This is a genomic window from Streptomyces sp. NPDC052721 (genome assembly GCF_040678315.1).
In the GTDB taxonomy this organism is placed as follows: domain Bacteria; phylum Actinomycetota; class Actinomycetes; order Streptomycetales; family Streptomycetaceae; genus Streptomyces.
The window spans coordinates 29,203-53,148 of record NZ_JBFATL010000024.1 but is presented as its reverse complement, the minus strand read 5'-3'; the positions used below and the strand labels follow the sequence as shown (position 1 = coordinate 53,148).

The following is a 23,946-nucleotide window of genomic DNA, read 5'->3' as shown; positions in this document are numbered from 1 at the left end:
CGTTTCCCGGAAAAGGCGTTCCCCACGAGGAGAGACATGTCGGAGAAGACCCCCGTCGACTTCTGGTTCGACCCGCTGTGCCCCTGGGCCTGGATGACCTCCCGCTGGGTCCTGGAGGTGGAGAAGGTCCGGGACATCGAGGTCCGCTGGCATGTGATGAGCCTCGCCGTGCTCAACGAGAACAGGCTCGACGAGCTGCCCGAGGAGTACCGCGAGATGCTCGCCACCAAGGCGTGGGGTCCGGTCCGCGTCGTCATCGCGGCCCAGCAGGAGCACGGCGCGGAGGTGCTCGGCGACCTCTACACCGCGCTCGGCACCCGCATCCACAACCAGGGCGAGGGACCGGAGAAGCCGGCCGTGGCCGCCGCGCTGCGGGACGTGGGGCTGCCCGAGTCCCTCATGGACCACTGGGACTCCACCCCGTACGAGCCCGAGCTGCGCGCCTCCCACAAGGAGGGCATCGAGAAGGTCGGCCAGGACGTCGGCACCCCGGTCATCGCGGTGCCCGGCCCCGACGGCGAGCAGATCGCCTTCTTCGGCCCGGTCGTCACCCCCGCCCCCCAGGGCGAGGAGGCGGCCCGGCTGTGGGACGGCACGCTCGCCGTGGCGTCGGTACCGGGCTTCTACGAGATCAAGCGGACCCGCACCAAGGGCCCGGACTTCAGCAACCTGTAAGCCCCGGTGACGGGCCCGGTTCGGCGCCGGGCCCGCCTGCGCGCAGGGAAGACCCCCGTGAGTCACGTCCTCACGGGGGTCTTCTCTCATCCGCCTGCCGCCGTGAAGGGTGAGAAGACGATCACGAGGCAGGACGTTCTCAGGGGGCCAGGAGCAGCACGTTCGCGCGGGACTTCGCCGCCGCGTACCGCTTCGCCACGTCCTGCCAGTCGACGACCTGCCACATCGCCTCGATGAAGTCGACCTTCTGGTTCTTGTACTGGAGGTAGAAGGCGTGCTCCCAGGCGTCGAAGACCAGGATCGGGGTGGAGCCCTGGCCGACGTTGCCCTGGTGGTCGTAGACCTGCTCCACGATCAGCCGCCCGCTCAGCGGTTCATGGGCGAGGACGCCCCAGCCGGAGCCCTGGGTGGTCGCGGCGGCCTTGGACAGCTGGGTCTTGAAGGCGGCGAAGGAGCCGAAGGACTCCTTGATCGCCTCGGCCAGCTCGCCCACGCCGTCGGCGGCCAGCGGCTCCCCGCCGCCGTCCTTCGGGCCCGTCATGTTCTGCCAGTAGATCGAGTGCAGGATGTGCCCGGACAGATGGAACGCCAGGTTCTTCTCCAGGCCGTTGACCGCGCCCCACGCCTCCTTGTCCCGCGCCTCGGCGAGCTGTTCCAGCGTGTCGTTGGCGCCCTTCACATAGGCCGCGTGGTGCTTGTCGTGGTGCAGCTCGATGATCTCGGGGCTGATCACGGGTGCGAGCGCCGCGTAGTCGTACGGCAGGTCGGGCAGCGTGTAGACGGGCATGGGTGATCCCCTCCGGAACCTTATTGCAAGTATCTTGCAACTACACGCTAGCAACAACAGCATCGGGGCAACAGAAAGGCCCCCACGTGTCGCAACGTGGGGGCCCCGCCCGGGACGCGGCGGTCAGCGCCCGGCCCGCGCCCGCTGCCGGGCGTAGCCCACCGCCGCCAGGACCAGCGTCATCCCGCCCGTCGAGTACAGCTGGACGCGGGTGTCCGGCTCGCGGGCCATCAGGACGAAGATCGTGACCATGCCGGCCAGGGCGACCCAGGTCAGCCACGGGAAGCCCCACATGCGGACGACCAGCTTCTTCGGGGCCTCGCGTTCGATGCGGCGGCGCAGCAGCAGCTGGGAGACCGCGATGAAGATCCAGACGACCAGGATGACCGCGCCGATCATGTTCAGCAGCCAGGGGAAGACGTCGTCCGGGCGCCAGTAGCTCAGCAGCACGCACACGAAGCCGAAGAAGCAGGAGGTGAGGACCGCGACGCGCGGGACCCCGCCGGACAGCCCGGCCAGCGCCTTCGGGCCCTGGCCGCGCTCGACCAGCGAGTAGGCGATGCGCGAGGAGCCGTAGATGTTGGCGTTCATCGCGGACAGCAGGGCGACCAGGACGACCACGTTCATCAGCTGGCCCGCGCCGGGGATGCCCAGGTGGTCGAGGGTGGCGACGTACGGGCCCTTCGCCACGACGTCCTCGGAGTCCCAGGGGACGAGGGTGACGACGACCGCCATGGAGCCGATGTAGAACAGGGCGATCCGCCACATCGCCGTGCGGACGGCGGAGGCGACGCCGCGCACCGGGTCCTCCGACTCGGCCGCCGCGATGGTGACCGTCTCCAGGCCGCCGTACGCGAAGACCGAGGCGAGCAGGCCGACCAGCAGGCCCTCGCTGCCGTGCGGCAGGAAGTCGGTCAGGTTCGACGCGCCGGGGGAGTCGGTGCCCGGCAGCACGCCCGCGATGGCCAGCCCGCCCAGGATCAGGAACAGGCTGATCGCGCCCACCTTCAGCGCGGCGAACCAGAACTCGAACTCGCCGAAGTTCTTCACGGCGGCCAGGTTCGCCCCGCAGAAGACGACCATGAACAGCGCGACCCACATCCACTGCGGGGTGCCCGGCAGCCAGCCCTGGACGATCTTCGCGGCGCCGATGCCCTCCAGACCCACCGCCGTACAGAGCAGGACCCAGAAGGACCAGCCCGCCGCGAAGCCCGCCCAGGGGCCGATCGCCCGCTCGGCGTGCGCGGAGAAGGAGCCCGAGGACGGGTAGGCGGCCGACATCTCGCCGAGCATCCGCATCACCAGCATCACCAGGACGCCGGAGAGGGCGTAGGCGATCACGATGGACGGGCCGGCCGCGGCGATGCCCGCGCCGGAGCCGACGAAGAGGCCCGCGCCGATCACCCCGCCCAGGGCGATCATCGACAGGTGGCGCTGCTTGAGGCCGTGGGAGAGGGAGGCGTCCGCCCGCTGCTGCGGCGGCGTCTCCGTGGTGGTGCTGCTGGGCATGGGGGCGGCTCTCCCAGTGCGATGAGCGGGCAAAAACCCCGCCAGTCTGGGCGGCCCGTCCGCTCACGCGACAGGGCCGCCCACTATCCGGACACCCGGTGCACTCACGGTGAACGCACGGTTACGCGGCCACCGGCGTGTAGTGCGACGCGTCGCCTTCGATCGAGTAGCTCTCCTTGCCCTCGATGCCGACCGGGACGTCACCGGCGACGGTCACCCGGTGCAGGCGGCGCGGCAGGCCGTCGTAGTTGTCGATGGCGTAGTGCTGGGTGATGCGGTTGTCGAAGAGCACCAGCTGGTGCTCCGACCAGCGGTGGCGGAGCACGTTCTCCGGGCGCGTGACGTACGCCTGGAGCAGGTCCAGGATCTTGCGGGACTCGCCCGCCGACAGGCCGACGATCCGCTGCGCGAACCCGCCGATGAACAGCCCCCGCTCCCCGGTCAGCGGATGCACCCGGACCACCGGGTGCGCGGTGCGGTACGTGAGGGACGTGAACTGGGCGCGCTGGGCCGCCCGCTCCTCGTCGATCTCCTCGTCCGGCACCGCGTAGTCGTAGTCGTTGGTGTGCTCCGCCCACAGGACGTCGGCCAGGCGGCGCAGCGGCTCGGGCAGGTCGCGGTAGGCCGCCGCCGCGTTGGCGATCAGGGTTTCACCGCCGTACGGCGGGACGGTGAGCGAACGCAGGGTGCTGGCCTGCGGCGGGTTGAGGACGAAGGTCACGTCCGTGTGCCAGTGGTTCGCGCGACCCCGTTCGCTGTCGACCGGCAGCACGTTCGGGGCGCCGTCGACCGCCCCCACCGTCGGGTGCGCCGTGGTCAGGTCGCCGAAGTGGCGGGCGAAGGCCTGCTGTCCGGCGTCGTCCAGGTCACCGGCGTCGAAGACGAGCGCCTTGTGGACGCCCAGGGCCTCACGGATCGCGGTGACCTCCTCCGGGGCGAGCGGCCGGGTGATGTCGACCCCGGAGACGCGCGCGCCGATGCGGGCCGTGACCTGGGTGATCTCGATGGACATCTTGGTTCCTCTCAGCTGAAGGCGGGAGTCAGGTACTGGTTGGCGGGGCGGGGGAGGCCGTAGCGCTCCCGGAGGGTCTGCCGGGGCCCGTACTCGGTGCGGAACAGGCCGCGGGCGCGCAGCAGCGGTACGACGTGCTCCACGAAGGCGTCCAGACCGGAGGGCAGCACGGCCGGCATGACGTTGAATCCGTCGGCCGCGCCCCGCGTGAACCAGGTCTCGATCCGGTCGGCGACCTGCTCGGGCGTCCCGGCGAAGGTGAGGTGCCCGCGCCCGCCGCCGAGCCGGCCGATCAGCTGCCGGACGGTGAGCCGGTCGCGCCGGGCCAGCTCCACGACCAGCGTGTAGCGGCTCTTGGCGCCCTCGATGGCGGACTCGGGCGGCAGATCGGCGGGCAGCGGGGCGTCCAGCTCCAGCGTGCCCGCCGGGAGACGCAGCAGGTTCTCCAGGCGGTCCACGCCGTGCTCGTACACGATGTGGTCCTCCAGCAGCCGCTCGGCGGCCCGCGCCTCGGCCTCCGTCGACCCGAGCACCGGGACGATCCCGGGCAGCACCTTCAGGTGCCCCGGATCCCGGCCGGCCCGGGCGGTACGGGACTTGAGGTCGGCGTAGAAGGCCTGGGCGCCGGCGAGGGTCTGCTGGGCGGTGAACACCGCCTCCGCGTACCGGGCGGCGAAGTCCTTGCCGTCCTCGGAGGACCCGGCCTGGACCAGCAGCGGGTACCCCTGCGGGGTGCGCGGCACATTGAGGGGGCCGGCGACGCTGAAGTACCTGCCCCGGTGCCGGGGCGGGTGGATCTTGCTGTCGTCGCCCCAGACGCCGGCCGCCTTGTCGGCGACGATCGCGTCGTCCTCCCAGCTGTCCCACAGCTTGAGGGCCACGTCCAGGAACTCGGCGGCGCGTGCGTACCGCTCCGCGTGCGGGGGCTCCTCGGCGAGCCCGAAGTTGCGGGCGGCCTCCTTGCCGGCGGTGGTGACGATGTTCCAGCCGGCCCGGCCGCCGCTGACGATGTCCAGCGAGGCGAACCTGCGGGCCAGGTTGTACGGGGAGTTGTAGGAGGTGGACGCGGTGGCGATCAGGCCGATGTGCTCGGTGGCCGTCGCCAGCGCGGTCAGCAGGGTGAGCGGTTCCAGCGCGCCGGCCGGCCGCTGGGCGAGGTTGCTCCACAGCTGGGGGCCGTCGGCGAGGAAGAGCGAGTCGAAGGTGCCGCGTTCGGCGGTCCGGGCGAGCCGGACGTAGTGACTCAGCTCCACATGGGCGTACGGGTCGCTCTCGGGGAGCCGCCAGGACGCCTCGTGGTGGCCGGTGTTCATCAGGAAGGCGTTCAGACGCAGGTCGCGCGTGGTCACCGGTGGTCCTCCGTGACGCCGAGGGCGGCCAGCAGCCGCTCGCGGTACTCGCCCAGCAGCGGCTCCCGGTAGGAGCGCGGGTGGGGACGGTCGATGGTCAGGTCGAGGCCGATCCGGCCCCGGTCGAGGACGAGGACCCGGTCGGCGAGCACGATCGCCTCGTCCACGTCGTGGGTGACGAGCAGCACGGACGGCCGGTGGCGCGTCCACAGCTCGCGCAGCAGGTGGTGCATCTTGATCCGGGTGAGCGCGTCCAGCGCCCCGAACGGCTCGTCCGCCAGCAGCAGCTCCGGCTCGCGGACCAGGGAGCGGGCCAGCGCCGCCCGCTGCGCCTCGCCGCCGGACAGCTCGCCCGGCCAGGCCCGCTCCCGTCCCGCGAGACCGACCTCCGCGAGGGCGGCCCGGCCGCGTTGCCCGGCGTCCTTGCCGTCCAGGCCGAGCAGGACGTTGTCCAGCACCCGGCGCCAGGGCAGCAGCCGTGAGTCCTGGAAGACGACCGACACCCGCTCGGGCGCGGTGAGCCGCCCGCCGCCGGCCACCCCGTGATCGAGCCCGGCGACGGCCCGCAGCAGGGTCGACTTGCCGGAACCGCTGTGCCCGAGCAGGGCCGTGAACTGTCCGGCGGGCAGATCGAGGTCGATGCCGTCGAGGACGGTACGGCCGGCGAACGACCGGGTCAGGCCGCGCAGCCGGACGGCGGGCCGGGTCAGTTGCTCAGTGTGCGGCGCCATGACAGCACCCTCCGTTCGATCAGACGGACCACGCTGTCGGAGACCAGGCCGAACACGCCGTAGATCAGCAGGCCGACCAGGATGACGTCGGTCTGGCCGTAGTTCTGCGCCTGGAACATCAGGTAGCCGAGCCCGCTGGTGGCGTTGATCTGCTCCAGGACCACCAGACCCAGCCAGGAGCCGGTCACGCCGAGCCGGAGTCCCACGAAGAATCCGGGCAGCGCGCCGGGGATGACGACCTGGCGGACGAAGGCGAGCCGCGACAGGTGCTGCACCTCGGCGAGTTCGACGAACCGGCTGTCGATGCCGGACAGCGCGGCGTGCGTGTTCAGGTAGACCGGTATGTAGACGACGATCGCGATGACGGCGATCTTGAAGGTCTCGCCGATGCCCAGCCAGAGGATGAACAGCGGGATCAGACCGAGGGTGGGGATCGCCCGGTTGAGCTGCACGGTCCCGTCGATCAGCGCCTCCCCGGCCCGGCTCAGACCGGAGGCGAGGGCGAGCAGCACCCCGGTGGTCAGGCCGATCGCGAAGCCGTATCCGGCCCGCTCCAGGGAGGTCAGCACATCGGTGGGCAGGGTGCCGTCGGTCCACAGATGGCCGGCGGTGCGCAGGACGGTCCAGGGCGCGGGGATCGCTCCCGGGTCCAGCGCCCCGGCGGCCGAGGCGGCGGCCCACACGGCGAGCAGCACCAGCGGGCCGATGAGCCGGGCGGCGGGCAGCCGGCGTCCGGGGGAGAGCCGGCGGCGCCTGCGGACCTGGGGGAGGTCCCCGGCGGCAGTGCGGGGGACGGCGGTCGTCGTGGTCACGGCGGTCACCTCCGGTACTCCTCGGGTACGGCCTTGGCGGCGATGGACTCGAAGCGGTGGTCGAACAGCGAGGACACGTCGAACTTCTTCACGAAGCCGCCGTCGGCGAGCAGATCGGCGGTCTCCTGCTCCCACTTGGTCGCCTCGTCCCAGCTGGGCGGGAACAGCGGCTTGTTGGCCAGGGCGGAGATGCCGCGCGCCTGTGCGAGGGTCAGGTTCTGCGTCTTGACGTAGAACTCCTCGTTCCACACGTCCGGGTGCTCGTACTGCCACACCTGGCCCTTGGCCCACTGCGGGATGTAGGCGGCGATCGCGGCGGCCTTCGCCGGGTCGTTCAGCACGGACTGCGGCGCCCACAGCAGGTTGAGCAGGTCGACGACGTCGGTGGGGATGGCGCGGGCGCCCTTGGACTCGTACTGCTGCAGGTAGGCGGGCGCCTGGTTGACGGCGAGCGGGGCCACGTCCACCTGCCCGGACTGCAGGGCGGTGAAGAACTGGTTGCTGGTCAGCGGGACCAGCTTCACCTCGTCGTAGGCCAGGCCCGCCTTCTTCAGCGCCCGCAGCAGCACGACACCCTGGGCCTGGCCCTGGGAGAACGCGAGTTTCCTGCCCTTGAAGTCCGCGACCGCGCGGATGTCGCTGCCGGGCCTGGTGGCGAAGAGGTAGTTGGGCCTGCGGGTGATGCCGATCGCCACGATCTTCGCGGCGAAGCCCTGGTAGTGCGCCTGGATCGGCGGGATGCCCGCGTTGTTGGCGAGGTCCAGGGACTGGGCGCGGAACGCGTTGATGACGTCCGGGCCCGCCCCGATGTTCACCCAGCCGGCCACCCTGAACGGCAGCTTGGGCAGCTTCGCCAGCCTGAACTGGAGTTGCTGCTGGTTCAGATAGGAGGCGATCTTCAGGCTGGTGCCGGCCGGGACCTCGGCGGCGAGCGGCTTGGTGGCGGCGCCCCGGGTGTCGGCGGCGGCATCCCCCTGGGCGCAGCCGGACAGGCCGGCGACGGCGGCGGACGCGCCGAAAACGGAGGTGAGAAAGGCACGACGGTGCATGGGAGGACTCCCAGGAGAAAATGGAGAGAAAAGCAGGAGGAATTCCGGCAGAAGCAGGCCGGAGGAAGAGGACTCACGCAGCGGGAAACACGCGCTTCATGCGCGGCAACATGTCAGCAACAGAGGGTGCGGCAGCTCGTGAGAGGGCTCATGACCAGGATGTTCCCGGCCGCGCTCGACCTCTGTCAACATTCCGAGTTTCTGAATTAAATACCCTCAGGTGACGCACCCAGCGGATCCCGGAACACCGCCTCCAGTACGACGGATCCGCCCGCCACCGCCAGCACGGAATCCGGGAAACTCGTCGGGAGGACAGCGGCGGAACGCGCCGTACCGACCGCGTCCCGCAACGCCTCCAGGCAGCCCTCGACATGGATGACGCCGACCTCGGTGACGACGACCGTCTCCGGGTTCAGCACGTCCAGCAGCAGCCCGGCCGCCCGCCCGGTCGTGTGCGCCCGCTCCACCAGCAGCCGCCGGGCCACCGGGTCCCCGCCCGCCGCCGCGGCCACCACCCGCATCGGGTGGGCCGAGTCGGCCACCCCGGCCGCCCGCGCCCGCCGGCACAACGTCCGCTCGCTCAGCTCCGCTTGGAGGCAGCCGGTACGGCCGCACGCGCACGGCTCGCTGCCGCCGGGCACCGGCAGATGGGCGATCGCGCCGGCCGCGGACCGGGGGCCGTAGTGCACCTCGTCATGGGTGGCGAAGGCGGCGTCCACCACGTTGCCGACGAACAGGTGCAGCACGCTCCGGCTGCCCCGGGCCCGCCCGAACAGCCGCTCGCCGTGCACCAGCGCCCGCGCGTGCCCGTCCACCTGGACCGACAGGCCGGTGCGGGCGCCGAGCAGGTCCCGCACCGGCACGTCCCGCCAGCCCAGCAGCTCGTGCTCGACCACGGTGCCCGTCTCCCGGTCCACCCAGCCGCCGACCGCCACCCCGACCCCCAGCGGGCGCCGGCCCGGCATCCCGGCGAGCAGCCCCGCGAGTCCTTCGGCGGCCCGCGCCACCACCCGCTCCGGGTCGGTCCGTTCGTGCCGCAGCTCCCGCCGGGCCACCACCCGGCCCCGCAGGTCCAGCAACGCCACCGTGGTGTACGGCACGGCCACATGCACCCCGGCGACCAGGAAGCGGGTGTCGTCCAGGTCGACGGGGACGTGCGGCCGGCCGACCCCGTTCGAGCGGCGGGGCGTGGCCGACTCCCGGATCAGGCCCCGCTCGGCGAGCCGGGCGCAGTGCTCGGTCACCGACGCCGGGGACAGCCCGGTCAGCCGGGCGATGGTGCTGCGCGCCACCGGGCCGTGCTCCAGCACGGAGCGCAGCACGACGCTGGCGCTGGTGCGCCGCCGGTCGCTGTCGGCGGCACGCGGCACGGGCGAGGGCAGGGTGGGAACGGCGGTACGGCGCATGGGGGACCGTCCTCGGGAGCGGGGCCGACACGTCTCGGAGGCTCGGAGAGGGTGAGGCGTGCCGGGCGGCCCGCCCCTACCCCGGACGGCGACAGGTGGCCGTGCCCTGGCGTCGCAGATCGACATAGCGACGCGAGGTGAGACAGCGGGCCTGGGCAACCATGGCTGAAGGGTAGGGCAGGAGGAAGGAATCCGACCAGACGACCCGGGTTCGTTTGGTGAGACCGCACAGTTCCGTCGGCACCCGCTTCACGTGAGCGAAACGTACCTGCCTCAGTGATCAGGGTCACGCCCCGACCGGTGTAACCGGCACTCTTTGTCCGGAGCCCACGAAGCTCTCGTTCCGCCCTTTGTCGGGCGCTGACGGTGATCGGCCGTAGCCGGCTCGGATAGCGTCACCCTGTCCCAGCATGTCCCCGTCACCCGCGGAGTCCCCATGAGCACCGCCACCGCCACCGCCCGCCCCGGCGCCGTTCTCGCCGACCTGCTGCCCGCGTCCCGCGTCCGTGACGTCGCCCTCGTCGTCGGCGGCGCGGTGCTCACCGGTCTCGCGGCCCAGCTGTCCGTGCCGGTGCCCGGGTCCCCGGTGCCGGTGACCGGCCAGACCTTCGCCGCGCTGCTCGTCGGCACCGCGCTCGGCGCCCGCCGCGGCTTCCTCTCCCTCGGGCTGTACGCGGTCGCCGGTGTGGCGGGCGTGCCGTGGTTCGCGCAGGGCGCCTCCGGCGCGGGCATGGTCTCCTTCGGCTACGTCCTCGGCATGCTGCTCGCCTCCGCCCTCGTCGGCGCCCTGGCCCGGCGCGGCGCCGACCGCTCCCCGCTGCGCATGGCCGGCACGATGATCCTCGGCGAGGCCGTCGTCTACGCGGTCGGCGTCCCCTACCTGGCCCTGGCCGCCCACCTGTCCGCGTCCCAGGCCATCGCGGCCGGCCTCACCCCGTTCCTGATCGGTGACGCCCTCAAGGCCGCCCTGGCGATGGGCGCGCTGCCCACCGCCTGGAAGCTGGTCAACAAGCGCTGACGCCGTAGTTCCTGCGGAAGAGGTTCGCCGGGTCGTAGGTCTCCTTCACCCCGGCGAGCCTCTTTCGCGTCTCGGCGTCGTACAGCCCCGCACCCCGGTCGCCCGCGCCGAAGGCGAAGTTGAGCGACCGGCCGAGCGTGTCGTCGGCCAGCAGCGCGAACGCCGGGTCCAGCACGGTCCGCGCCCGCTCCCGGTCCCCGACCGTCAGCACCCGCACCAGGAACCGCCCCTCCCGGTACGGCACCGCGTTCGGCGCCGGCCGCGCGAGCGCCCCGCCCAGGTGGTTGACCTGCACGACACACATCAGGTCCGCCGCCGGTCCGGTCCGCCTCAGCAGCTCCCCGGCCCGCTCGACGTCCAGCTCCCGCAGCACCGCGCTGTCGCCGTAGTAGGCGTGCGGGAAGTCCGGGTCGCTGTGGATGGTGTGGCTCTCGGCGTACGGCATCTCGCGCAGCGAGTCCGACAGCACCGGGCCGATCTCCCGCAGCGGGGCGACGATGTCCGCGCCGCCGGGACCCGTGTGGGCGACCCGGACGGAGACGACGTACGTGCCGCGCAGATGCGGCGGCAGCGCGGGCACGTCCGGGTACGGAACGGCGGCGAAGGACGAGGTCAGCCCGTCCGGCACGGTCCGCGTCCAGGCCTCGTACGCCCGCAGCGCGGCCGCCGGGTCCACCGTCCGCCCGTCGAAGGCGAGCGAGCCGCCGTACAGCGTTCGCACCGGGACGAGTCCGATCTCCAGCTCGGTGACGATGCCCAGGTTCTGCCCGGCGCCGAGCAGCGCCCAGTACAGGTCCGGGTCGGAGTCCGCGGTGACCCGGCGGAGCGTGCCGTCGGCGGTGACGAGCTCCAGCCACCGCACGTGGTCGGCCGCGTAGCCGTACTCCCGGGCCAGGATGCCGAGCCCGCCGCCCAGGGTGTACGACACCGCGCCCACGCCCGGCGCCGAGCCGTTGAGCGGCGCCAGCCCGTACGGCTCGGCCGCCTGGACCACCTGCCCCCAGCGCACCCCGGCCTGTACCCGGACCGTACGCGCCTCGGCGTCGACGGTGATCCCGTCCAGCCGCTTCGTCGTCACCAGCAGCCCGCCCTCGTAGCCGCCGGGCAGCCCGTGCCCGGTGGCCTGCACGCCCACGGGCAGGCCGCGCGTGGCGGCGTACCGTACGGCGGCCACCACGTCGTCCGCCGAGCGGGCGGGCACGATCGCCTCGGGCCGCTGGACGAAACCGAGCTGGAAGGCGGCGAGTTCGTCGTCGTAGCCGACGTCGCCGGGGTGGAGGAGGGTCAGGTCGGTGCGCTGGTCCGTGTGCGTCATGGAACGCAGCATGGCCGCGTAACCTGACAGCTTCCGTCAGGTTATGCGGCCAGGTCATGCGGCCATGCCGGGCCGGTGCCGGATCAGCCGACGGACACCTTGTCGGCCGGGGCCTCGGCCGCGGCGGGCGCCGGGCGGCCCGCCCGGATCCGCTCCTTCACCACGGCGATCACCAGCACGACCGCCGCCACCAGCAGCGACAGCAGCACGGTCTCGCGGCCGTCGTGCTTCGTGTCGGTCAGCATGTAGCCGAGGACGAACACGATCAGCGCGGCCGTCGCCCAGGTCAGGTACGGGTACAGCCACATCCGCACGACGAGCTTCTCCGGCGCCTCGCGCTGGATGATCTTCCGCATCCGCAGCTGCGAGAAGCAGATGACCAGCCACACGAACAGGGCCACCGCGCCGGAGGAGTTGACGAGGAAGAGGAAGATCTTGTCCGGGGACAGGTAGTTGAAGAAGACGGCGACGAAGCCGAACACCACCGAAGCGAGGATCGCCGCCATCGGCACGCCCCGGCCGTTGACGCGTGCGAACGCCTTCGGCGCGTCGCCCCGCTCGCCGAGCGAGAAGGCCATGCGGGAAGCCGTGTACAGGCCCGAGTTCAGACAGGACAGCACCGAGGTCAGCACGATGAAGTTCATGATCTGACCGGCGTGCGCGATGCCCAGCGAGTTCAGCGCGGCGACGTAGGAGCCGTCCTTCGCGATGGACGCGTCGTCCCACGGCAGCAGGGAGACCACGACCAGGATGGAGCCCAGGTAGAAGACGCCGATCCGCCAGATGATGCTGTTGGTGGACTTGGTGACCGCGCGCTGCGGGTCCTCGGACTCGCCGGCCGCCAGCGTGGCGATCTCGCTGCCCATGAAGGAGAAGACGACCAGCAGCACACCGGTGAGGATCGAACCCGGACCGTGCGGCAGGAATCCGCCGTGCGAGGTCAGGTTGCCGAAGCTCGCCTGGTCGGCGTGCACGCCCGGCAGGACGCCGAAGATGGCCAGCAGGCCGACGACGATGAACGCGCCGATCGCCACCACCTTGATGCCGGCGAACCAGAACTCGAACTCGCCGTAGGAGCCGACGGAGACCAGGTTGGTCGCGGTCAGCACGATCATCACGATGAGCGCCCAGGCCCACTGCGGGACGGCCGGGACCCAGCCTTCGAGGATCTGGGCACCGGCGGTCGCCTCGACGGCGAGCACGACGACCCAGAAGAACCAGTAGAGCCAGCCGATGGAGAACCCGGCCCAGCGGCCCAGCGCGCGGTCGGCGTGCGCCGAGAACGAGCCGGAGGTCGGATTGGCGGCGGACATCTCGCCGAGCATGCGCATCACGAGGACGACGAGCGTGCCGACGAGGGCGTAGGACAGGAGGATGCCGGGTCCCGCGGTGGCGATACCGGCTTTGGAACCGACGAAGAGGCCGGCTCCGATGACGCCGCCGATCGCGATCATCGAAAGGTGGCGGTTTTTCAGTCCTGCTTGGAGGCCCGAACCAGAGGTCATGGACGGATTTCCTTTGCGCCAGGTAGAGCTGCCCGCACGAGCGGTGTACGAGTCGGTCCAGTGAATCCGAGGTGAACGAATTCGGGAACCTCTGAATCCGTATCGTTATTTGAGGTTCCCTTGAGGATCTATGGTTTGCCTCACATTTTCCGCCCCGGGTGCCCGCCGACACCCTGGGGCTGCTGCCCCGATGGAGGCGTGTCACACTCGTGGCATGCGCGTGTATCTCGGCTCCGACCATGCGGGCTACGAACTCAAGAACCACCTCGTCGAGTGGCTGAAGGCCGCCGGCCACGAGCCCGTCGACTGCGGGCCGCACATCTACGACGCCCAGGACGACTACCCGCCCTTCTGCCTCCGTGCCGCGGAGCGGACGGCCGCGGACCCGGACGCCCTCGGCATCGTCATCGGCGGCTCCGGCAACGGCGAGCAGATCGCCGCGAACAAGGTGAAGGGCGTGCGCGCGGCGCTGGCCTGGAGCGAGGAGACGGCCGCGCTCGGCCGGCAGCACAACAACGCCAACGTGGTGGCCGTGGGTGCGCGCATGCACAGCACGGAGGAGGCGACCAAGTTCGTCGAGGTCTTCCTCAACACCCCGTTCTCCGGCGACGAGCGTCACATCCGCCGCATCGACATGCTCTCGGCGTACGAGACCACGGGCGACCTCCCGCCGATCCCGGCCCACCACCCGCAGCAGGACTGAGCCCCCAGGGGGCGGGAAGGAACAGGGACCCGTGCCAGAGGGGCACACGATCCACCGGCTGGCCCAGGACTACGCCGAGCGCTTCGTGGGCCGGGCCGCCCGCGTCACCAGCCCCCAGGGCAAGTTCTCCGACGGCGCCGCCCTCGTGGACCGTACCGAGCTGACCGCCACGGAAGCCCACGGCAAGCACCTCTTCCTGGGCTTCCGGGACAGCGACTGGGTCCACATCCACCTCGGCCTCTTCGGCAAGGTCGGCTTCGGGGACGCCCCGGCGCCCCCGCCGGCCGACACCGTCCGGCTCCGGCTCGCCAACGACACGTCGTACGTCGATCTGCGCGGCCCCACCACCTGCGCCCTGATCACGGACGCCGAGAAGCGGGCGGTCCACGACCGGCTCGGCCCCGACCCGCTGCGCGCGGACGCCGACCCGGGCACGGCCTACCGCAGGATCTCCCGCAGCCGTACGACGATCGCCGCGCTGCTCATGGACCAGAAGATCGTGGCCGGCGTCGGCAACGTCTACCGCGCCGAGGTGCTGTTCCGGCACGGCATCGACCCCTACCGCGCGGGCCGGGACATCACCCCGGCCGAGTGGGACGCGATCTGGGCCGACCTGGTCGCGCTGATGCGGGAGGGCGTCCGGAACAACCGGATCGACACCGTCCGTCCGGAGCACACCCCCGAGGCCATGGGCCGCCCGCCCCGCGTCGACGACCACGGCGGCGAGGTGTACGTCTACCGCCGGGCGAACCTGCCCTGCCACATCTGCGGTGACGAGATCCGCACCGCCGGCCTGGCCGCCCGCAACCTCTTCTGGTGCCCGACCTGCCAGAAACGCTGACCGGGCACCCCTGACCTGCCGGAAGCGCCGACCTAGAAGCCGTGGGACAGCCACGGGGCCACCGGTGAGCCGAACGCCACCGACGCCTCCGTCAGCGCCCCCGGCCGCAGCTCCCGCACCCGCCCGGCCGCCGCCAGCGACAGCAGGGTCACCCCGCCCAGATACGCCGCGCCCAACTCCCGCACGGACAGGGCCAGATCGGCAGCGTCGGTCGTCCGCTCGCAGGACGCGCCCTTCGGGTCCCCGGTCAGCCGCCAACGCCCCGCGTTCCACGGACAGAAGGCGTCCTCGACCTCGAACACGACGTCCACGGGCGTCAGATACGTACGGGCCGACAGGGCCGCTCCCACGTCCACCAGCCGGACGTACCCGGCGTCCCGCTGCTGCGGCAGGCAGCGGCGGATGTCGGAGACCAGGTACTGCCAGGCGTCGTCGACCGGCCGCGCCCGCATCTTCAGCGTCGTCATCAGGTCGACGCCGAACAGGAAACGCCACAGCGCCGCCTCGCTCGCCGGGTCCAGCGCGGCCAGGTCCTCCAGGGTCACCGTGCCGTCGTGCCCGCTCCGCCCCCAGACCATCTTCGTACGGAAGCGCGTGTACCCGGTGATCTCACCGTTCCGTTCGGCGACCACGCACTGAAGGGCCGACGCGCCCTCCCGCTCGCTCTCCGGGTCGACCAGCGCGGCCCGCTCCCAGCCGGGCCGCCGCGCCAGCATGCCCGGGCGCCGCGGCACCAGGGCCGCGTACACCGCCTCGCACTCCGCCAGGACGTCCGCGGGCGCCGCGTAGCGCACACGCACCCCGTCGGTGCCCTCGGGCACCTCCAGGGTCACCCTGCCGGTGTCGATCTCGGCGATGAGCTGGGGGGTCGCCGCGCCGTACCCGAAGCGGCCGTAGATCGCGGGCTCGGAGGCGAACAGCGCGGCCAGCGGCTCGCCCTTGGCGCGCGCGTCGTCCATCAGCCGCCGCATCATCGACGTCAGCACCCCGCGCCGCCGGTGCGTCGCGGCCACGCTGACCATCGTCACGCCCGCGGTGGGCACCAGCGCCCCGCCCGGCACGGTCATCCGGAAGCTGAAGGCCCCGGACGTGCCGACGAGCACGTCCCCGTCCCAGGCGGCCAGGGAACGGTCGAACTCGGTGAGTGATCTGTCCAGTTCCCGTTCCTCGGCGGAGGCCGGTCCGCCGCCGAACGCGCGGACCAGGTGGTCCCACCACCGGTCGAACTCCTCCGGACGCAGGGTCTTCAACTCAGTCGCGCTCTCAGTCCCCATGCGCCATGCCTACCAGGGCGAAGGGGGGCGAGCCAGTGATTTTCGCCCCGGCCCGGCCCGCCGGAACCCGGCCGACGGGTGGCGAAGTGGAATCCCACAGGGGGGACAAGTGGGACCTCCCGTGCCAAGCAGCGGGTCCGCTGGATAGGGTCGCGAACTGATGGCAGCAGGACGACAGCGGCGCTCGAAGGCCGAGACGTTCACGGCCCGGTGGAAGATGCAGTGGCACCGGGCCCGCGTCGGGCTGCGCAGAAGCGCCGTGGACTACTTCCGCGGGGACGGCTCCGACTGGATCGCCTTCGCCGGACTGCTGCTGATGATCCCGGTCCTCGCGACCATGACCCTCCTCGACTCCGTGTGGTGCTCCCCGGCCACCCTGGTGCTGCCGATCGTCGCCGGCGGCCTGCTGCTGCGCCCGGCGAGCCTGCTCGGCCTGTACGCGGCGGCGGCCACCGCGCTGATCGTGGAGTCGGTACAGCTCGGCCCGTACACCGAGGGCCCCTCCCGGGTCACCCCGGGCGTGGTCCTGGTGGTGGCCGCGTGCGGCTTCTTCGGGCTGCTCACCGCGCAGTTCCGCAGCCGGGTCGGCGTGCCCTGGCGGCGCGGCGGCACCATGCTGTTCGACCTGCGCGAGCGGATCCGGGTGCAGAGCAAGCTGCCGAAGCTGCCGCAGGGCTGGCACCACGAGATGGCGCTGCGCCCGGCGGGCGGCCAGTCCTTCTCCGGCGACTTCGTCGTCGCCGCCCGCACGAACGGCGGCCGGACGCTGGAGGTCGTGCTCACCGACGTGTCCGGCAAGGGCATGGACGCGGGCTCGCGCGCCCTGCTGCTGTCGGGCGCGTTCGGCGGCCTGCTGGGCTCCCTCCCGCCGCACGCCTTCCTCCCGGCGGCCAACGGCTACCTCCTGCGCCAGGACTGGGAGGAGGGCTTCGCCACCTCCATCCACCTGGTCCTGGACCTGGACTCCGGGGACTACGAGCTGTACTCCGCCGGACATCCGCCAGGGCTCCAGCTCAGCGCGGGCAGCGGGCGCTGGGAGGAGAAGGCCGCCGAGGGGCCGCTGCTCGGGGTGTACGACGGCGCCCAGTTCGACCCGGTGAAGGGCTCGCTGCGCCCCGGTGACGTACTGATGCTGTTCACCGACGGACTGGTGGAGACCTCCGACCGGGACATCGTGGAGGGCATCGACCGGCTCACCGGCGAGGCCGACCGCTATGTGCCAGGCGGCTTCCACGGCGCCGCCTGGCACCTCATCGAGGCGGTCGCCAAGGACGTCAACGACGACCGCGCGCTGCTCCTGATCTGCCGCCAGCCGACGGCGAACGGCCGCTGAGCCGATCGCCGGTCCGCGGTCGTCTTCCGTGGTGGCCGCCGGGCTCGGGCCGGGGGGACACTGGAGCCATGACCCAGCTCACGCTCGCAGAGGTCGAGGCCGTCGCGCGGTCCGCCCATGAGGGGCAGACCGACAAGGCGGGGCGGCCGTACGCCGAACACCTCGCGGCCGTCGCCGAGGGCGTGCGGGTCCGCGGTGGTGACCCGGAGCAGATCGCGGCGGCCTGGCTGCACGACTCCGTCGAGGACGACGCGCTCAGCCGGGAGTGGCTGGCCGCCGCAGCCCTGACCCCGCGCACCAAGGCCATCGTGGACGCCCTCACCAAGCGGCCGGGCGAGGAACTGGAGGCGTACACGCGCCGCATCCTCGCCACCCCGGGCGCGCTGCTGGTCAAGGAGGCCGACCTCGCGCACAACGCCGACCCGCGGCGGCTCGCGGCGCTCGACGAGCCGACCCGGAAACGGCTGACCGAGAAGTACGCCAGGACGCGCGCACTTCTCGGCCTCGAAGCCTGAGCGAGGGTTTCCGACGGGGAGCGGGACCGGCTAGACGCCGGCCTTCTCCCGCTGCGTCTGCCGTTCGCGGGCGAGTTCGGCCGCGTCCTCCCGGAACGCCCACTCCATCTTCGGCTCCATCGCGAAGCGGAAGACGCGCTGCACCGGCTTGGTGCACAGCACCGTGACGGCGGCGGCCGCGAGGACGGTGACGGCGGCCGTACCGAGGGTGCCGTACTGCTCGGCGAGGTCGAACCCGCCCGCGTAGAGCGCACCCTTGACCACGAAGCCGTGCAGCAGATAGCCGTACAACGTGCCCGCGCCGAGCGCGGTGAACCACGTCCGGCGGCCCGGCACCCAGGCGAGGAAGCAGGCGGTCAGCAGCAGCGCGCAGCCGAACATGGCCAGCGTCATGAGCGGTCCGGTCCACCAGGGCGCACCGATGTCCTGCGCCGAACTCTGCCGGTAGAACCATCCGCCGTCCACGCGCGGCACGGTCCACCAGCCGACGGCCAGCGCCGCGGCGAACACCGGCACGGACAGCACCCGCACCGCGCGCCGGCGTATCAGCGCGAAGTGCTCGGGCTTCAGCAGCAGGCCGAGGACGAAGCAGGGCAGGAACTGCAGGACGCGGCCGAGATCCAGATTGTCGTCGAGGCCCGGGGTGACCGATCCGACCATGGCGATGCCCAGCGCCAGGGGCAGCGGCCGGCGGACCAGCTTCCACAGGGGGGTGGTCAGGCGCCAGATGAACAGCGCGCACAGGAACCAGGTCAGGTAGTAGGGGGAGACGAGGCTGATCGGGTCGTCGGCCTGGCCCGCGTAGCGCCGGAACAGCGAATAGGCGATCTGGAACAGCAGGTACGGGACCGCTATGCCGGTGACCAGCCGCTTCAGCCGGTCCGGGCGCATGTCGAAACTGCGGGAGAAGTAGCCGGAGATGACGATGAACGCCGGCATGTGGAAGGTGTACACGACGTTGTACAGGCCTTCGAGGGCCCGGTTGTCGGTCTTGATGGCCGACCAGGAGTGTCCCAGTGCCACCAGCACGATCGCCAGGTACTTGGCGTTGTCGAAGAACGCGTCGCGCTGCCCGCCCGGTCTGTCGGTCCGCGACCGCGTCTCCTGCGCGTGCGTCGGGGTTCGCCGGTCGGGCACCCCACGCACCGGCGGCTGTGCCGGGGGGAGAGGCCTGCGGCTGTGGCCGGGGGACGTTGCGGCGTCGAACATCTCAGGCACCCTAGCGTCGGCTGTGGGATTCCGTAAAACCCGCACTGTCATTCCTGGTTATCCCGCCCGGGTACCCCGTAATTCGCCGAACTTGCCATCCCGGTCCACGTGATGATGGGCACACAGGTGTCGTTCGTTCGTCCCGGATGTACCGATTAATACAGACTAATTCGGGCATACGGCGTCTCTGTGTCCCGTACGCGGATTCCCTGTTCCGTGCATTGCGTGGCTATTGAAACGAAGTCCCGGGAATTCGTGTGGATTTCGTGACCGCGTCGCCGGTCGCATTCCTGTGCGAGGTGTCGCGCGCATGCGTGTCCGTCCGGCGTTGCGTCAGGACCCGCATACCGCGGGCAGGTTGGTGGCACGATGGTTCTGGCGGGGGTGCGCGGGCCGTACCTCCGGGCCGGGAGAGCGGACCGACCGAGGGTGTGATCAGTTGTGGCCATTTCACTGTCTGTGGTGCTGCTGTTGGCGATCATCCTGGTGGTGCTGATCCGAGGGGGGAACATCAAGGCCGGCCCAGCCATCGTCGCCATCCTCTTCGGTTTCTTCCTGGCCTCGACCGGCATGGCCCCATCGATCAACCGCTTCCTGAACTCGATAGCGGAGTCCATCAACTCGATCAGGTTCTGACTGGGCAGGGGAGCCGGGGCCTGAGCCGGCCGGACAACTGAAACACCGGAGGCGTACGGGAACGGCGCGGCGCGACTCGGACCCGCCGGAGGCCGGCGCCGGCATGGGCGTGGCCCTCTTCTGGGCTTCACCCGAACGGGAGGCGCGCCGTCAAGGTCGTCCACGGTCAGTACGCCGAAGACGACGAGTTCCGCATCCGGTTCCGCCGCGAGACGGCCGCCGCCCGCCAGGTCGACGGCGCCCGTGGTGGAAACGTACGCCGACGGGCCACCCCCTGACGGCCACCCACCGCATCCCCGGCGAGGCGCCCGGCACCGACGCCCGCCGGCACGGCCCGCTCCCGCCCGGCCGGCTGCGCGGCATCCACCGCGCCGGAGTGGTCCACCGGGGCCCAAACCGGCCGACGCCATGCTCGCCGACCGGCCGCGACGGGGGAGGCACCCCGCCCTTCCTGTCCCCCGAGCAGTTCGCCTCCCCAGACGAGGTGGCCCCCCACCGACACCTTCTCCCTCGACGCCGTCCTCGTGTGCGCCGCCACCCGGCGCGGATCCTTCGTCCGCCCGAGCCCCTGGGAGACGGCCACCGCGTCATCGAGGGCACCCCGACCTGACCGGCGTCCCGGGCAGCCCCTCCTCCTTCGTCCGCCTCCGCCCGGAGAAGCACCCCACGTCCCGCCCCGACGCCGACAAACTCCCCCACCTGCTCCGCAAGGGCCGACTCCCGACGCCAGGCCCCGACCCGACACCGCCCCCCACCGCCACCGAGCCCGCGCCCTCGCGGCGGCGCCGTTGTGGCCGCCCACAGGTCACCCGCACCGCCTCGGGTACCGGGGCCGCAGCCCCGGCATCACGGCTGGCCGCCTGCCGCCTGCCGCCTGCCGCCCGCCGCCTCCGGCGGCGAGGCCGCACCCCCCTCGGCCGGTACCGCTGGTGGCCGCCCGCCGCCCGCCGCCCGCCGTACTGGCCGCCGTGGCCGCCCGCCGTCACCGTTCTCGCCCGCGACGACGGGATCGTGGCCGCCCGCTTCACCTGCGCCGACGGGCCGGAATACCTGGACCCGGCCCATGGACGCCACACCGGCGGACACATCGGCCCCGGCCGACAGCACCGACATCAGGACCGGCGAGGCACCCGAGAGCCGCACCCGGTGCACCGTGCGGGCCCTGGGCCCGGACACCGCGACCCGGCCTGCGGCGCGGTCGTCGCGGACAAGGGAACCTGTGACACACCGCCGGGCGCGTTGCCGGCCGCAGCCGGCATGCGGCGGCACAGGGCCGGTCACTGTGATCCGGTAGGAGATCCGGTAGGAGATCCCTAGCAGGGGACACGCGGGGCCGCACCACCTCGGTACGACGGAAGGCCCAGGTGAGCGGAGAGAAACCGCTCACCTGGGCCTTCGGCATCCAGAGCGGGCGACGGGAATCGAACCCGCGTAGCTAGTTTGGAAGACTAGGGCTCTACCATTGAGCTACGCCCGCAGCAGCGCGCCGCAGGTCGGTGACCGCGGCACTGAAGGCATCGTAGCGGGTCGCCCGCCGCCGAGGCCAACGAGTCGGCCACGCCGGCAGCGCGCGTCCCGCCTCGCAGAATGCGGCCGACGGAGCGGGCCGGGGCATGTACCCTACGTGTCGCACCAGACGGGGTGTGGCGCAGCTTGGTAGCGCGTCCGCTTTGGGAGCGGAAGGCCGTGGGTTCAAATCCCGCCACCCCGACCACCGGCTCGTGACGTCCGGCTCAGTGGCGTCGTGATGATCGCCTTTTGGGGCGCTGACCGGCTGCGGTTACTATGCAAGCTGCGCGCCCGTGTGTCCCGGCCCTCACGGCCTATGTACTCCTCCGGGCGGCGAAATCCGCCGGACCCATCGGGCTCCGGCAGAACCCGAGAAGTCAGCCACAAGGAGACCGAACCGTGAAGAGCGCCGTGGAGACCCTGAACCCGACCCGGGTTCGGCTCACTGTCGAGGTGCCCTTCGAGGAGCTCAAGGACAGCCTCGACGCGGCGTACAAGAAGATCAACCAGCAGGTCACGGTGAAGGGCTTCCGTAAGGGCAAGATCCCGGCCCGCGTGATCGACCAGCGGTTCGGCCGCGGTGCGGTGCTGGAGGAGGCCGTCAACGACGCGCTGCCCAAGTTCTACACCGAGGCGGTCAACGAGGCCGAGCTGAGCCCGCTGGGCCAGCCCGAGGTGGACATCACCGAGCTGAAGGACGGCGAGACGCTGAACTTCACCGCCGAGGTCGACGTCCGCCCGGCCCTGGAGATCCCGGACTACTCGGGTATCGAGGTCGAGGTCGACGCCGTCGAGGTGACGGACGAGGACGTCGAGAAGTCCGTGGAGCAGCTGCGTGAGCGCTTCGCGTCGACCTCTCCCGTCGAGCGTGCCGCCGAGGACGGCGACGTCGTCACCATCGACCTGCAGGCCAAGGTCGACGGTGAGGTGCTGGAGGACGGCATCGCCAACGGCGTCTCCTACACCATCGGCTCCGGCGAGCTGCTGGACGGCATCGACGACGCCGTCAAGGGCCTGTCCGCCGGTGAGGAGGCCACCTTCACCTCCGAGCTGAAGGGCGGCTCGGCCGCGGGCAAGGAGGCCGAGGTCACCGTCAAGGTCACCCAAGTCGCCGCCCGTGAACTGCCCGAGCTGGACGACGAGTTCGCGCAGCTGGCGTCCGAGTTCGACACCCTGGAGGAGCTGAAGGCCGACAGCCGCAAGCGCCTCGCCAACATGAAGCAGTTCGACCAGGCCACGCAGGCCCAGGAGCGCGTCCTGGAGAAGCTGCTGGAGCTGGTGGAGGTCCCGGTCCCCGAGAAGCTCCTCGAGGACGAGATCAACACCCGCAAGCACAACCTGGAGCACCACCAGCTCGCCCAGATGGGTCTCACCCTCGACAAGTACCTGGAGATCCAGGGCAAGACCGCCGAGGAGTTCGAGACCGAGACCCGCGAGGCCGCGGTCAAGGGCATCAAGACCCAGTTCGTCCTCGACGAGCTGGTCAAGAAGGAGAACCTCAACGTCAACCAGGAGGAGCTCACCGAGCACCTCATGCGGCGTGCGGCCTCCTCCGGCATGTCCCCCGACCAGTTCGCCCAGGCCGTCGTCGAGGGCGGCCAGGTGCCGCTCCTGGTCGGCGAGGTCGCCCGCGGCAAGGCCCTGGCCGTCGTGGTGGAGTCCGCCACGGTGAAGGACACCAACGGCGAGATCGTCAACCTGGACGACGAGGAGGAGACCGAGGAGGCGTCGGCCGAGGCCACCGAGGCGTCCGACTCCGCCGAGGAGAAGGCCGACGAGAAGACCGAGGGCTGAGCGGCCCTACGGCGCCTGTGAGGCACGTACGACGGGCCCTGGGGGCTTCCCCCGGGGCCCGTCGCCTTCCCCGGGACCCGTCCCCGCTGCCTTCCCCGGGGCCCTCACCCGCTGCCTTCCCGGGGACCCGTCCCCGTTGCCTTCCCAGGCGTCGCCGTACCGGGCGGTCCGGCCCGTCCGGCGCGCGGTCCCGGGCATTCCCCGGCGCCCCCGCGGAGCGACCTGCGCTGACAGCGAACAGCTCTCTTACCGGGATTCTCCGAAGGGAACGTCGCGTTAGGGTCCATGAAAGGCAGAACAATGAGACGGCCCGGCGCCGTCGTAAGACGAGCAGGTGGATACGTGACGAATCTGATGCCCTCCGCCGCCGGCGAGCCTTCCATCGGTGGTGGCCTCGGCGACCAGGTCTACAACCGGCTGCTCAACGAGCGGATCATCTTCCTCGGCCAGCAGGTTGACGACGACATCGCCAACAAGATCACCGCACAGCTGCTGCTCCTTGCCGCTGATCCGGACAAGGACATCTACCTCTACATCAACAGCCCGGGCGGCTCGGTGACGGCCGGCATGGCGATCTACGACACCATGCAGTACATCCCGAACGACGTGGTCACGATCGCCATGGGCATGGCGGCCTCGATGGGCCAGTTCCTGCTCACCGGCGGCGCCGCCGGCAAGCGCTTCGCCCTGCCGCACGCGGACATCATGATGCACCAGGGCTCCGCCGGCCTCGGCGGCACGGTCTCGGACATCAAGATCCAGGCCGAGTACCTGATGCGCACCAAGAAGCGCATGTCGGAGCTGACCGCGCGGCACTCCGGCCAGACGGTCGAGACGATCATCCGCGACGGCGACCGCGACCGCTGGTTCACCCCGGAAGAGGCCAAGGAGTACGGTCTCATTGACGAGATCATCACGCACGCCTCGGGTGTTCCGGGAGGCGGCGGCACCGGTGCCTGACGGG

General features: G+C 71.4%; 21 protein-coding genes and 2 tRNA genes. 10 read left to right on the top strand and 13 right to left on the bottom strand.

Features of this window, described 5'->3' with window-relative positions; all coding sequences use genetic code 11:
- The first annotated feature begins 36 nt into the window (after positions 1 to 36).
- Positions 37 to 675 carry a DsbA family protein gene (locus AB0L21_RS22720; protein WP_365699913.1) on the top strand — a complete coding sequence of 213 codons (639 nt, stop codon included), beginning with the start codon at positions 37 to 39 and terminating at the stop codon, positions 673 to 675.
- Positions 676 to 814: 139 nt separating this feature from the next.
- On the opposite strand, the gene AB0L21_RS22715 is transcribed toward AB0L21_RS22720, so the two are convergent.
- From AB0L21_RS22715 to AB0L21_RS22680, 8 genes are all read right to left on the bottom strand, one after another.
- On the bottom strand, positions 815 to 1,462 hold the full coding sequence (locus AB0L21_RS22715) for a superoxide dismutase (protein WP_365699915.1): 648 nt from the start codon (positions 1,460 to 1,462) through the stop codon (positions 815 to 817).
- Positions 1,463 to 1,585: 123 nt separating this feature from the next.
- Positions 1,586 to 2,971 (bottom strand): amino acid permease, encoded by a 1,386-nt coding sequence (locus AB0L21_RS22710; RefSeq protein WP_365699917.1) that lies wholly within the window; start codon positions 2,969 to 2,971, stop codon positions 1,586 to 1,588.
- 121 nt (positions 2,972 to 3,092) lie between these two features.
- Positions 3,093 to 3,983, bottom strand: a complete 891-nt coding sequence (locus tag AB0L21_RS22705) for a TauD/TfdA family dioxygenase (protein ID WP_365699919.1) — start codon at positions 3,981 to 3,983, stop codon at positions 3,093 to 3,095.
- An 11-nt stretch (positions 3,984 to 3,994) separates the two neighbouring features.
- The gene (locus AB0L21_RS22700) at positions 3,995 to 5,332 is read right to left on the bottom strand and encodes an LLM class flavin-dependent oxidoreductase (RefSeq protein ID WP_365699921.1); all 1,338 of its coding nucleotides are present in this window, start codon (positions 5,330 to 5,332) and stop codon (positions 3,995 to 3,997) included.
- A complete protein-coding gene (locus tag AB0L21_RS22695) occupies positions 5,329 to 6,063 on the bottom strand; it encodes an ABC transporter ATP-binding protein (protein WP_365699923.1) in 735 nt (244 codons plus the stop codon). Before AB0L21_RS22695 ends, AB0L21_RS22700 begins: the two co-directional genes overlap by 4 nt.
- On the bottom strand, positions 6,039 to 6,884 hold the full coding sequence (locus AB0L21_RS22690; RefSeq protein ID WP_365785982.1) for an ABC transporter permease: 846 nt from the start codon (positions 6,882 to 6,884) through the stop codon (positions 6,039 to 6,041). The genes AB0L21_RS22695 and AB0L21_RS22690 overlap by 25 nt, the downstream gene beginning before the upstream one ends.
- Positions 6,881 to 7,924 carry an ABC transporter substrate-binding protein gene (locus AB0L21_RS22685; protein WP_365785980.1) on the bottom strand — a complete coding sequence of 348 codons (1,044 nt, stop codon included), beginning with the start codon at positions 7,922 to 7,924 and terminating at the stop codon, positions 6,881 to 6,883. The genes AB0L21_RS22690 and AB0L21_RS22685 overlap by 4 nt, the downstream gene beginning before the upstream one ends.
- A gap of 206 nt (positions 7,925 to 8,130) precedes the next feature.
- On the bottom strand, positions 8,131 to 9,330 hold the full coding sequence (locus AB0L21_RS22680; protein ID WP_365785978.1) for an ROK family transcriptional regulator: 1,200 nt from the start codon (positions 9,328 to 9,330) through the stop codon (positions 8,131 to 8,133).
- A 436-nt stretch (positions 9,331 to 9,766) separates the two neighbouring features.
- Here AB0L21_RS22680 and AB0L21_RS22675 point away from each other — a divergent pair, with 436 nt between their 5' ends.
- The gene (locus tag AB0L21_RS22675; RefSeq protein ID WP_365699931.1) at positions 9,767 to 10,348 is read left to right on the top strand and encodes a biotin transporter BioY; all 582 of its coding nucleotides are present in this window, start codon (positions 9,767 to 9,769) and stop codon (positions 10,346 to 10,348) included.
- Here the strand turns inward: AB0L21_RS22675 and AB0L21_RS22670 are convergent.
- The gene (locus AB0L21_RS22670) at positions 10,335 to 11,663 is read right to left on the bottom strand and encodes an FAD-binding oxidoreductase (protein WP_365699933.1); all 1,329 of its coding nucleotides are present in this window, start codon (positions 11,661 to 11,663) and stop codon (positions 10,335 to 10,337) included. The two genes, AB0L21_RS22675 and AB0L21_RS22670, sit on opposite strands and share 14 nt — an antisense overlap.
- Positions 11,664 to 11,746: 83 nt before the next feature.
- Positions 11,747 to 13,168 (bottom strand): amino acid permease, encoded by a 1,422-nt coding sequence (locus tag AB0L21_RS22665; protein ID WP_365699935.1) that lies wholly within the window; start codon positions 13,166 to 13,168, stop codon positions 11,747 to 11,749.
- A 214-nt stretch (positions 13,169 to 13,382) separates the two neighbouring features.
- On the opposite strand from AB0L21_RS22665, the gene AB0L21_RS22660 reads away from it, so the two are divergent.
- Entirely contained in the window at positions 13,383 to 13,871 is a 489-nt protein-coding gene (locus AB0L21_RS22660) for a ribose-5-phosphate isomerase (protein ID WP_356125460.1), read from the top strand.
- A gap of 31 nt (positions 13,872 to 13,902) precedes the next feature.
- Positions 13,903 to 14,712 (top strand): DNA-formamidopyrimidine glycosylase family protein, encoded by an 810-nt coding sequence (locus AB0L21_RS22655; protein WP_365785976.1) that lies wholly within the window; start codon positions 13,903 to 13,905, stop codon positions 14,710 to 14,712.
- 32 nt (positions 14,713 to 14,744) lie between these two features.
- Here the strand turns inward: AB0L21_RS22655 and AB0L21_RS22650 are convergent, their stop codons facing one another.
- A complete protein-coding gene (locus AB0L21_RS22650; protein ID WP_365785974.1) occupies positions 14,745 to 15,986 on the bottom strand; it encodes a GNAT family N-acetyltransferase in 1,242 nt (413 codons plus the stop codon).
- 160 nt (positions 15,987 to 16,146) lie between these two features.
- Here AB0L21_RS22650 and AB0L21_RS22645 point away from each other — a divergent pair, with 160 nt between their 5' ends.
- Together AB0L21_RS22645 and AB0L21_RS22640 are read left to right on the top strand one after the other, a co-directional pair.
- On the top strand, positions 16,147 to 17,319 hold the full coding sequence (locus AB0L21_RS22645; RefSeq protein WP_365699941.1) for a PP2C family protein-serine/threonine phosphatase: 1,173 nt from the start codon (positions 16,147 to 16,149) through the stop codon (positions 17,317 to 17,319).
- Positions 17,320 to 17,387: 68 nt separating this feature from the next.
- Positions 17,388 to 17,834, top strand: a complete 447-nt coding sequence (locus AB0L21_RS22640; RefSeq protein WP_365699943.1) for an HD domain-containing protein — start codon at positions 17,388 to 17,390, stop codon at positions 17,832 to 17,834.
- Positions 17,835 to 17,864: 30 nt separating this feature from the next.
- On the opposite strand, the gene AB0L21_RS22635 is transcribed toward AB0L21_RS22640, so the two are convergent.
- Positions 17,865 to 18,971, bottom strand: coding sequence for an acyltransferase family protein (locus tag AB0L21_RS22635; protein ID WP_365699945.1), 1,107 nt, complete (start codon positions 18,969 to 18,971; stop codon positions 17,865 to 17,867).
- A gap of 513 nt (positions 18,972 to 19,484) precedes the next feature.
- Here AB0L21_RS22635 and AB0L21_RS22630 point away from each other — a divergent pair.
- Positions 19,485 to 19,679, top strand: a complete 195-nt coding sequence (locus tag AB0L21_RS22630; RefSeq protein ID WP_030648672.1) for a hypothetical protein — start codon at positions 19,485 to 19,487, stop codon at positions 19,677 to 19,679.
- 1,406 nt (positions 19,680 to 21,085) lie between these two features.
- Here the strand turns inward: AB0L21_RS22630 and AB0L21_RS22625 are convergent.
- Positions 21,086 to 21,156: transfer RNA gene (locus AB0L21_RS22625), tRNA-Gly, on the bottom strand.
- Positions 21,157 to 21,316: 160 nt separating this feature from the next.
- On the opposite strand from AB0L21_RS22625, the gene AB0L21_RS22620 reads away from it, so the two are divergent.
- From AB0L21_RS22620 to AB0L21_RS22610, 3 genes are all read left to right on the top strand, one after another.
- Positions 21,317 to 21,393: transfer RNA gene (locus AB0L21_RS22620), tRNA-Pro, on the top strand.
- Between the two features lie 194 nt (positions 21,394 to 21,587).
- Positions 21,588 to 22,982, top strand: coding sequence for a trigger factor (gene tig / locus AB0L21_RS22615; protein WP_365785970.1), 1,395 nt, complete (start codon positions 21,588 to 21,590; stop codon positions 22,980 to 22,982).
- 354 nt (positions 22,983 to 23,336) lie between these two features.
- Positions 23,337 to 23,942 (top strand): ATP-dependent Clp protease proteolytic subunit, encoded by a 606-nt coding sequence (locus tag AB0L21_RS22610; RefSeq protein WP_365699986.1) that lies wholly within the window; start codon positions 23,337 to 23,339, stop codon positions 23,940 to 23,942.
- Positions 23,943 to 23,946: the final 4 nt, after the last annotated feature.

What these genes read in the sequence shown, in the direction of transcription:
- AB0L21_RS22720 (WP_365699913.1), top strand. Translation starts at nt 37, where the DNA reads ATGTCGGAGAAGACCCCCGTCGACTTCTGGTTCGACCCGCTGTGCCCC.
- AB0L21_RS22715 (WP_365699915.1), bottom strand. Translation starts at nt 1,462, where the DNA reads ATGCCCGTCTACACGCTGCCCGACCTGCCGTACGACTACGCGGCGCTC.
- AB0L21_RS22710 (WP_365699917.1), bottom strand. Translation starts at nt 2,971, where the DNA reads ATGCCCAGCAGCACCACCACGGAGACGCCGCCGCAGCAGCGGGCGGAC.
- AB0L21_RS22705 (WP_365699919.1), bottom strand. Translation starts at nt 3,983, where the DNA reads ATGTCCATCGAGATCACCCAGGTCACGGCCCGCATCGGCGCGCGCGTC.
- AB0L21_RS22695 (WP_365699923.1), bottom strand. Translation starts at nt 6,063, where the DNA reads ATGGCGCCGCACACTGAGCAACTGACCCGGCCCGCCGTCCGGCTGCGC.
- AB0L21_RS22685 (WP_365785980.1), bottom strand. Translation starts at nt 7,924, where the DNA reads ATGCACCGTCGTGCCTTTCTCACCTCCGTTTTCGGCGCGTCCGCCGCC.
- AB0L21_RS22680 (WP_365785978.1), bottom strand. Translation starts at nt 9,330, where the DNA reads ATGCGCCGTACCGCCGTTCCCACCCTGCCCTCGCCCGTGCCGCGTGCC.
- AB0L21_RS22675 (WP_365699931.1), top strand. Translation starts at nt 9,767, where the DNA reads ATGAGCACCGCCACCGCCACCGCCCGCCCCGGCGCCGTTCTCGCCGAC.
- AB0L21_RS22670 (WP_365699933.1), bottom strand. Translation starts at nt 11,663, where the DNA reads ATGACGCACACGGACCAGCGCACCGACCTGACCCTCCTCCACCCCGGC.
- AB0L21_RS22665 (WP_365699935.1), bottom strand. Translation starts at nt 13,168, where the DNA reads ATGACCTCTGGTTCGGGCCTCCAAGCAGGACTGAAAAACCGCCACCTT.
- AB0L21_RS22660 (WP_356125460.1), top strand. Translation starts at nt 13,383, where the DNA reads ATGCGCGTGTATCTCGGCTCCGACCATGCGGGCTACGAACTCAAGAAC.
- AB0L21_RS22650 (WP_365785974.1), bottom strand. Translation starts at nt 15,986, where the DNA reads ATGGGGACTGAGAGCGCGACTGAGTTGAAGACCCTGCGTCCGGAGGAG.
- AB0L21_RS22645 (WP_365699941.1), top strand. Translation starts at nt 16,147, where the DNA reads ATGGCAGCAGGACGACAGCGGCGCTCGAAGGCCGAGACGTTCACGGCC.
- AB0L21_RS22640 (WP_365699943.1), top strand. Translation starts at nt 17,388, where the DNA reads ATGACCCAGCTCACGCTCGCAGAGGTCGAGGCCGTCGCGCGGTCCGCC.
- AB0L21_RS22610 (WP_365699986.1), top strand. Translation starts at nt 23,337, where the DNA reads ATGCCCTCCGCCGCCGGCGAGCCTTCCATCGGTGGTGGCCTCGGCGAC.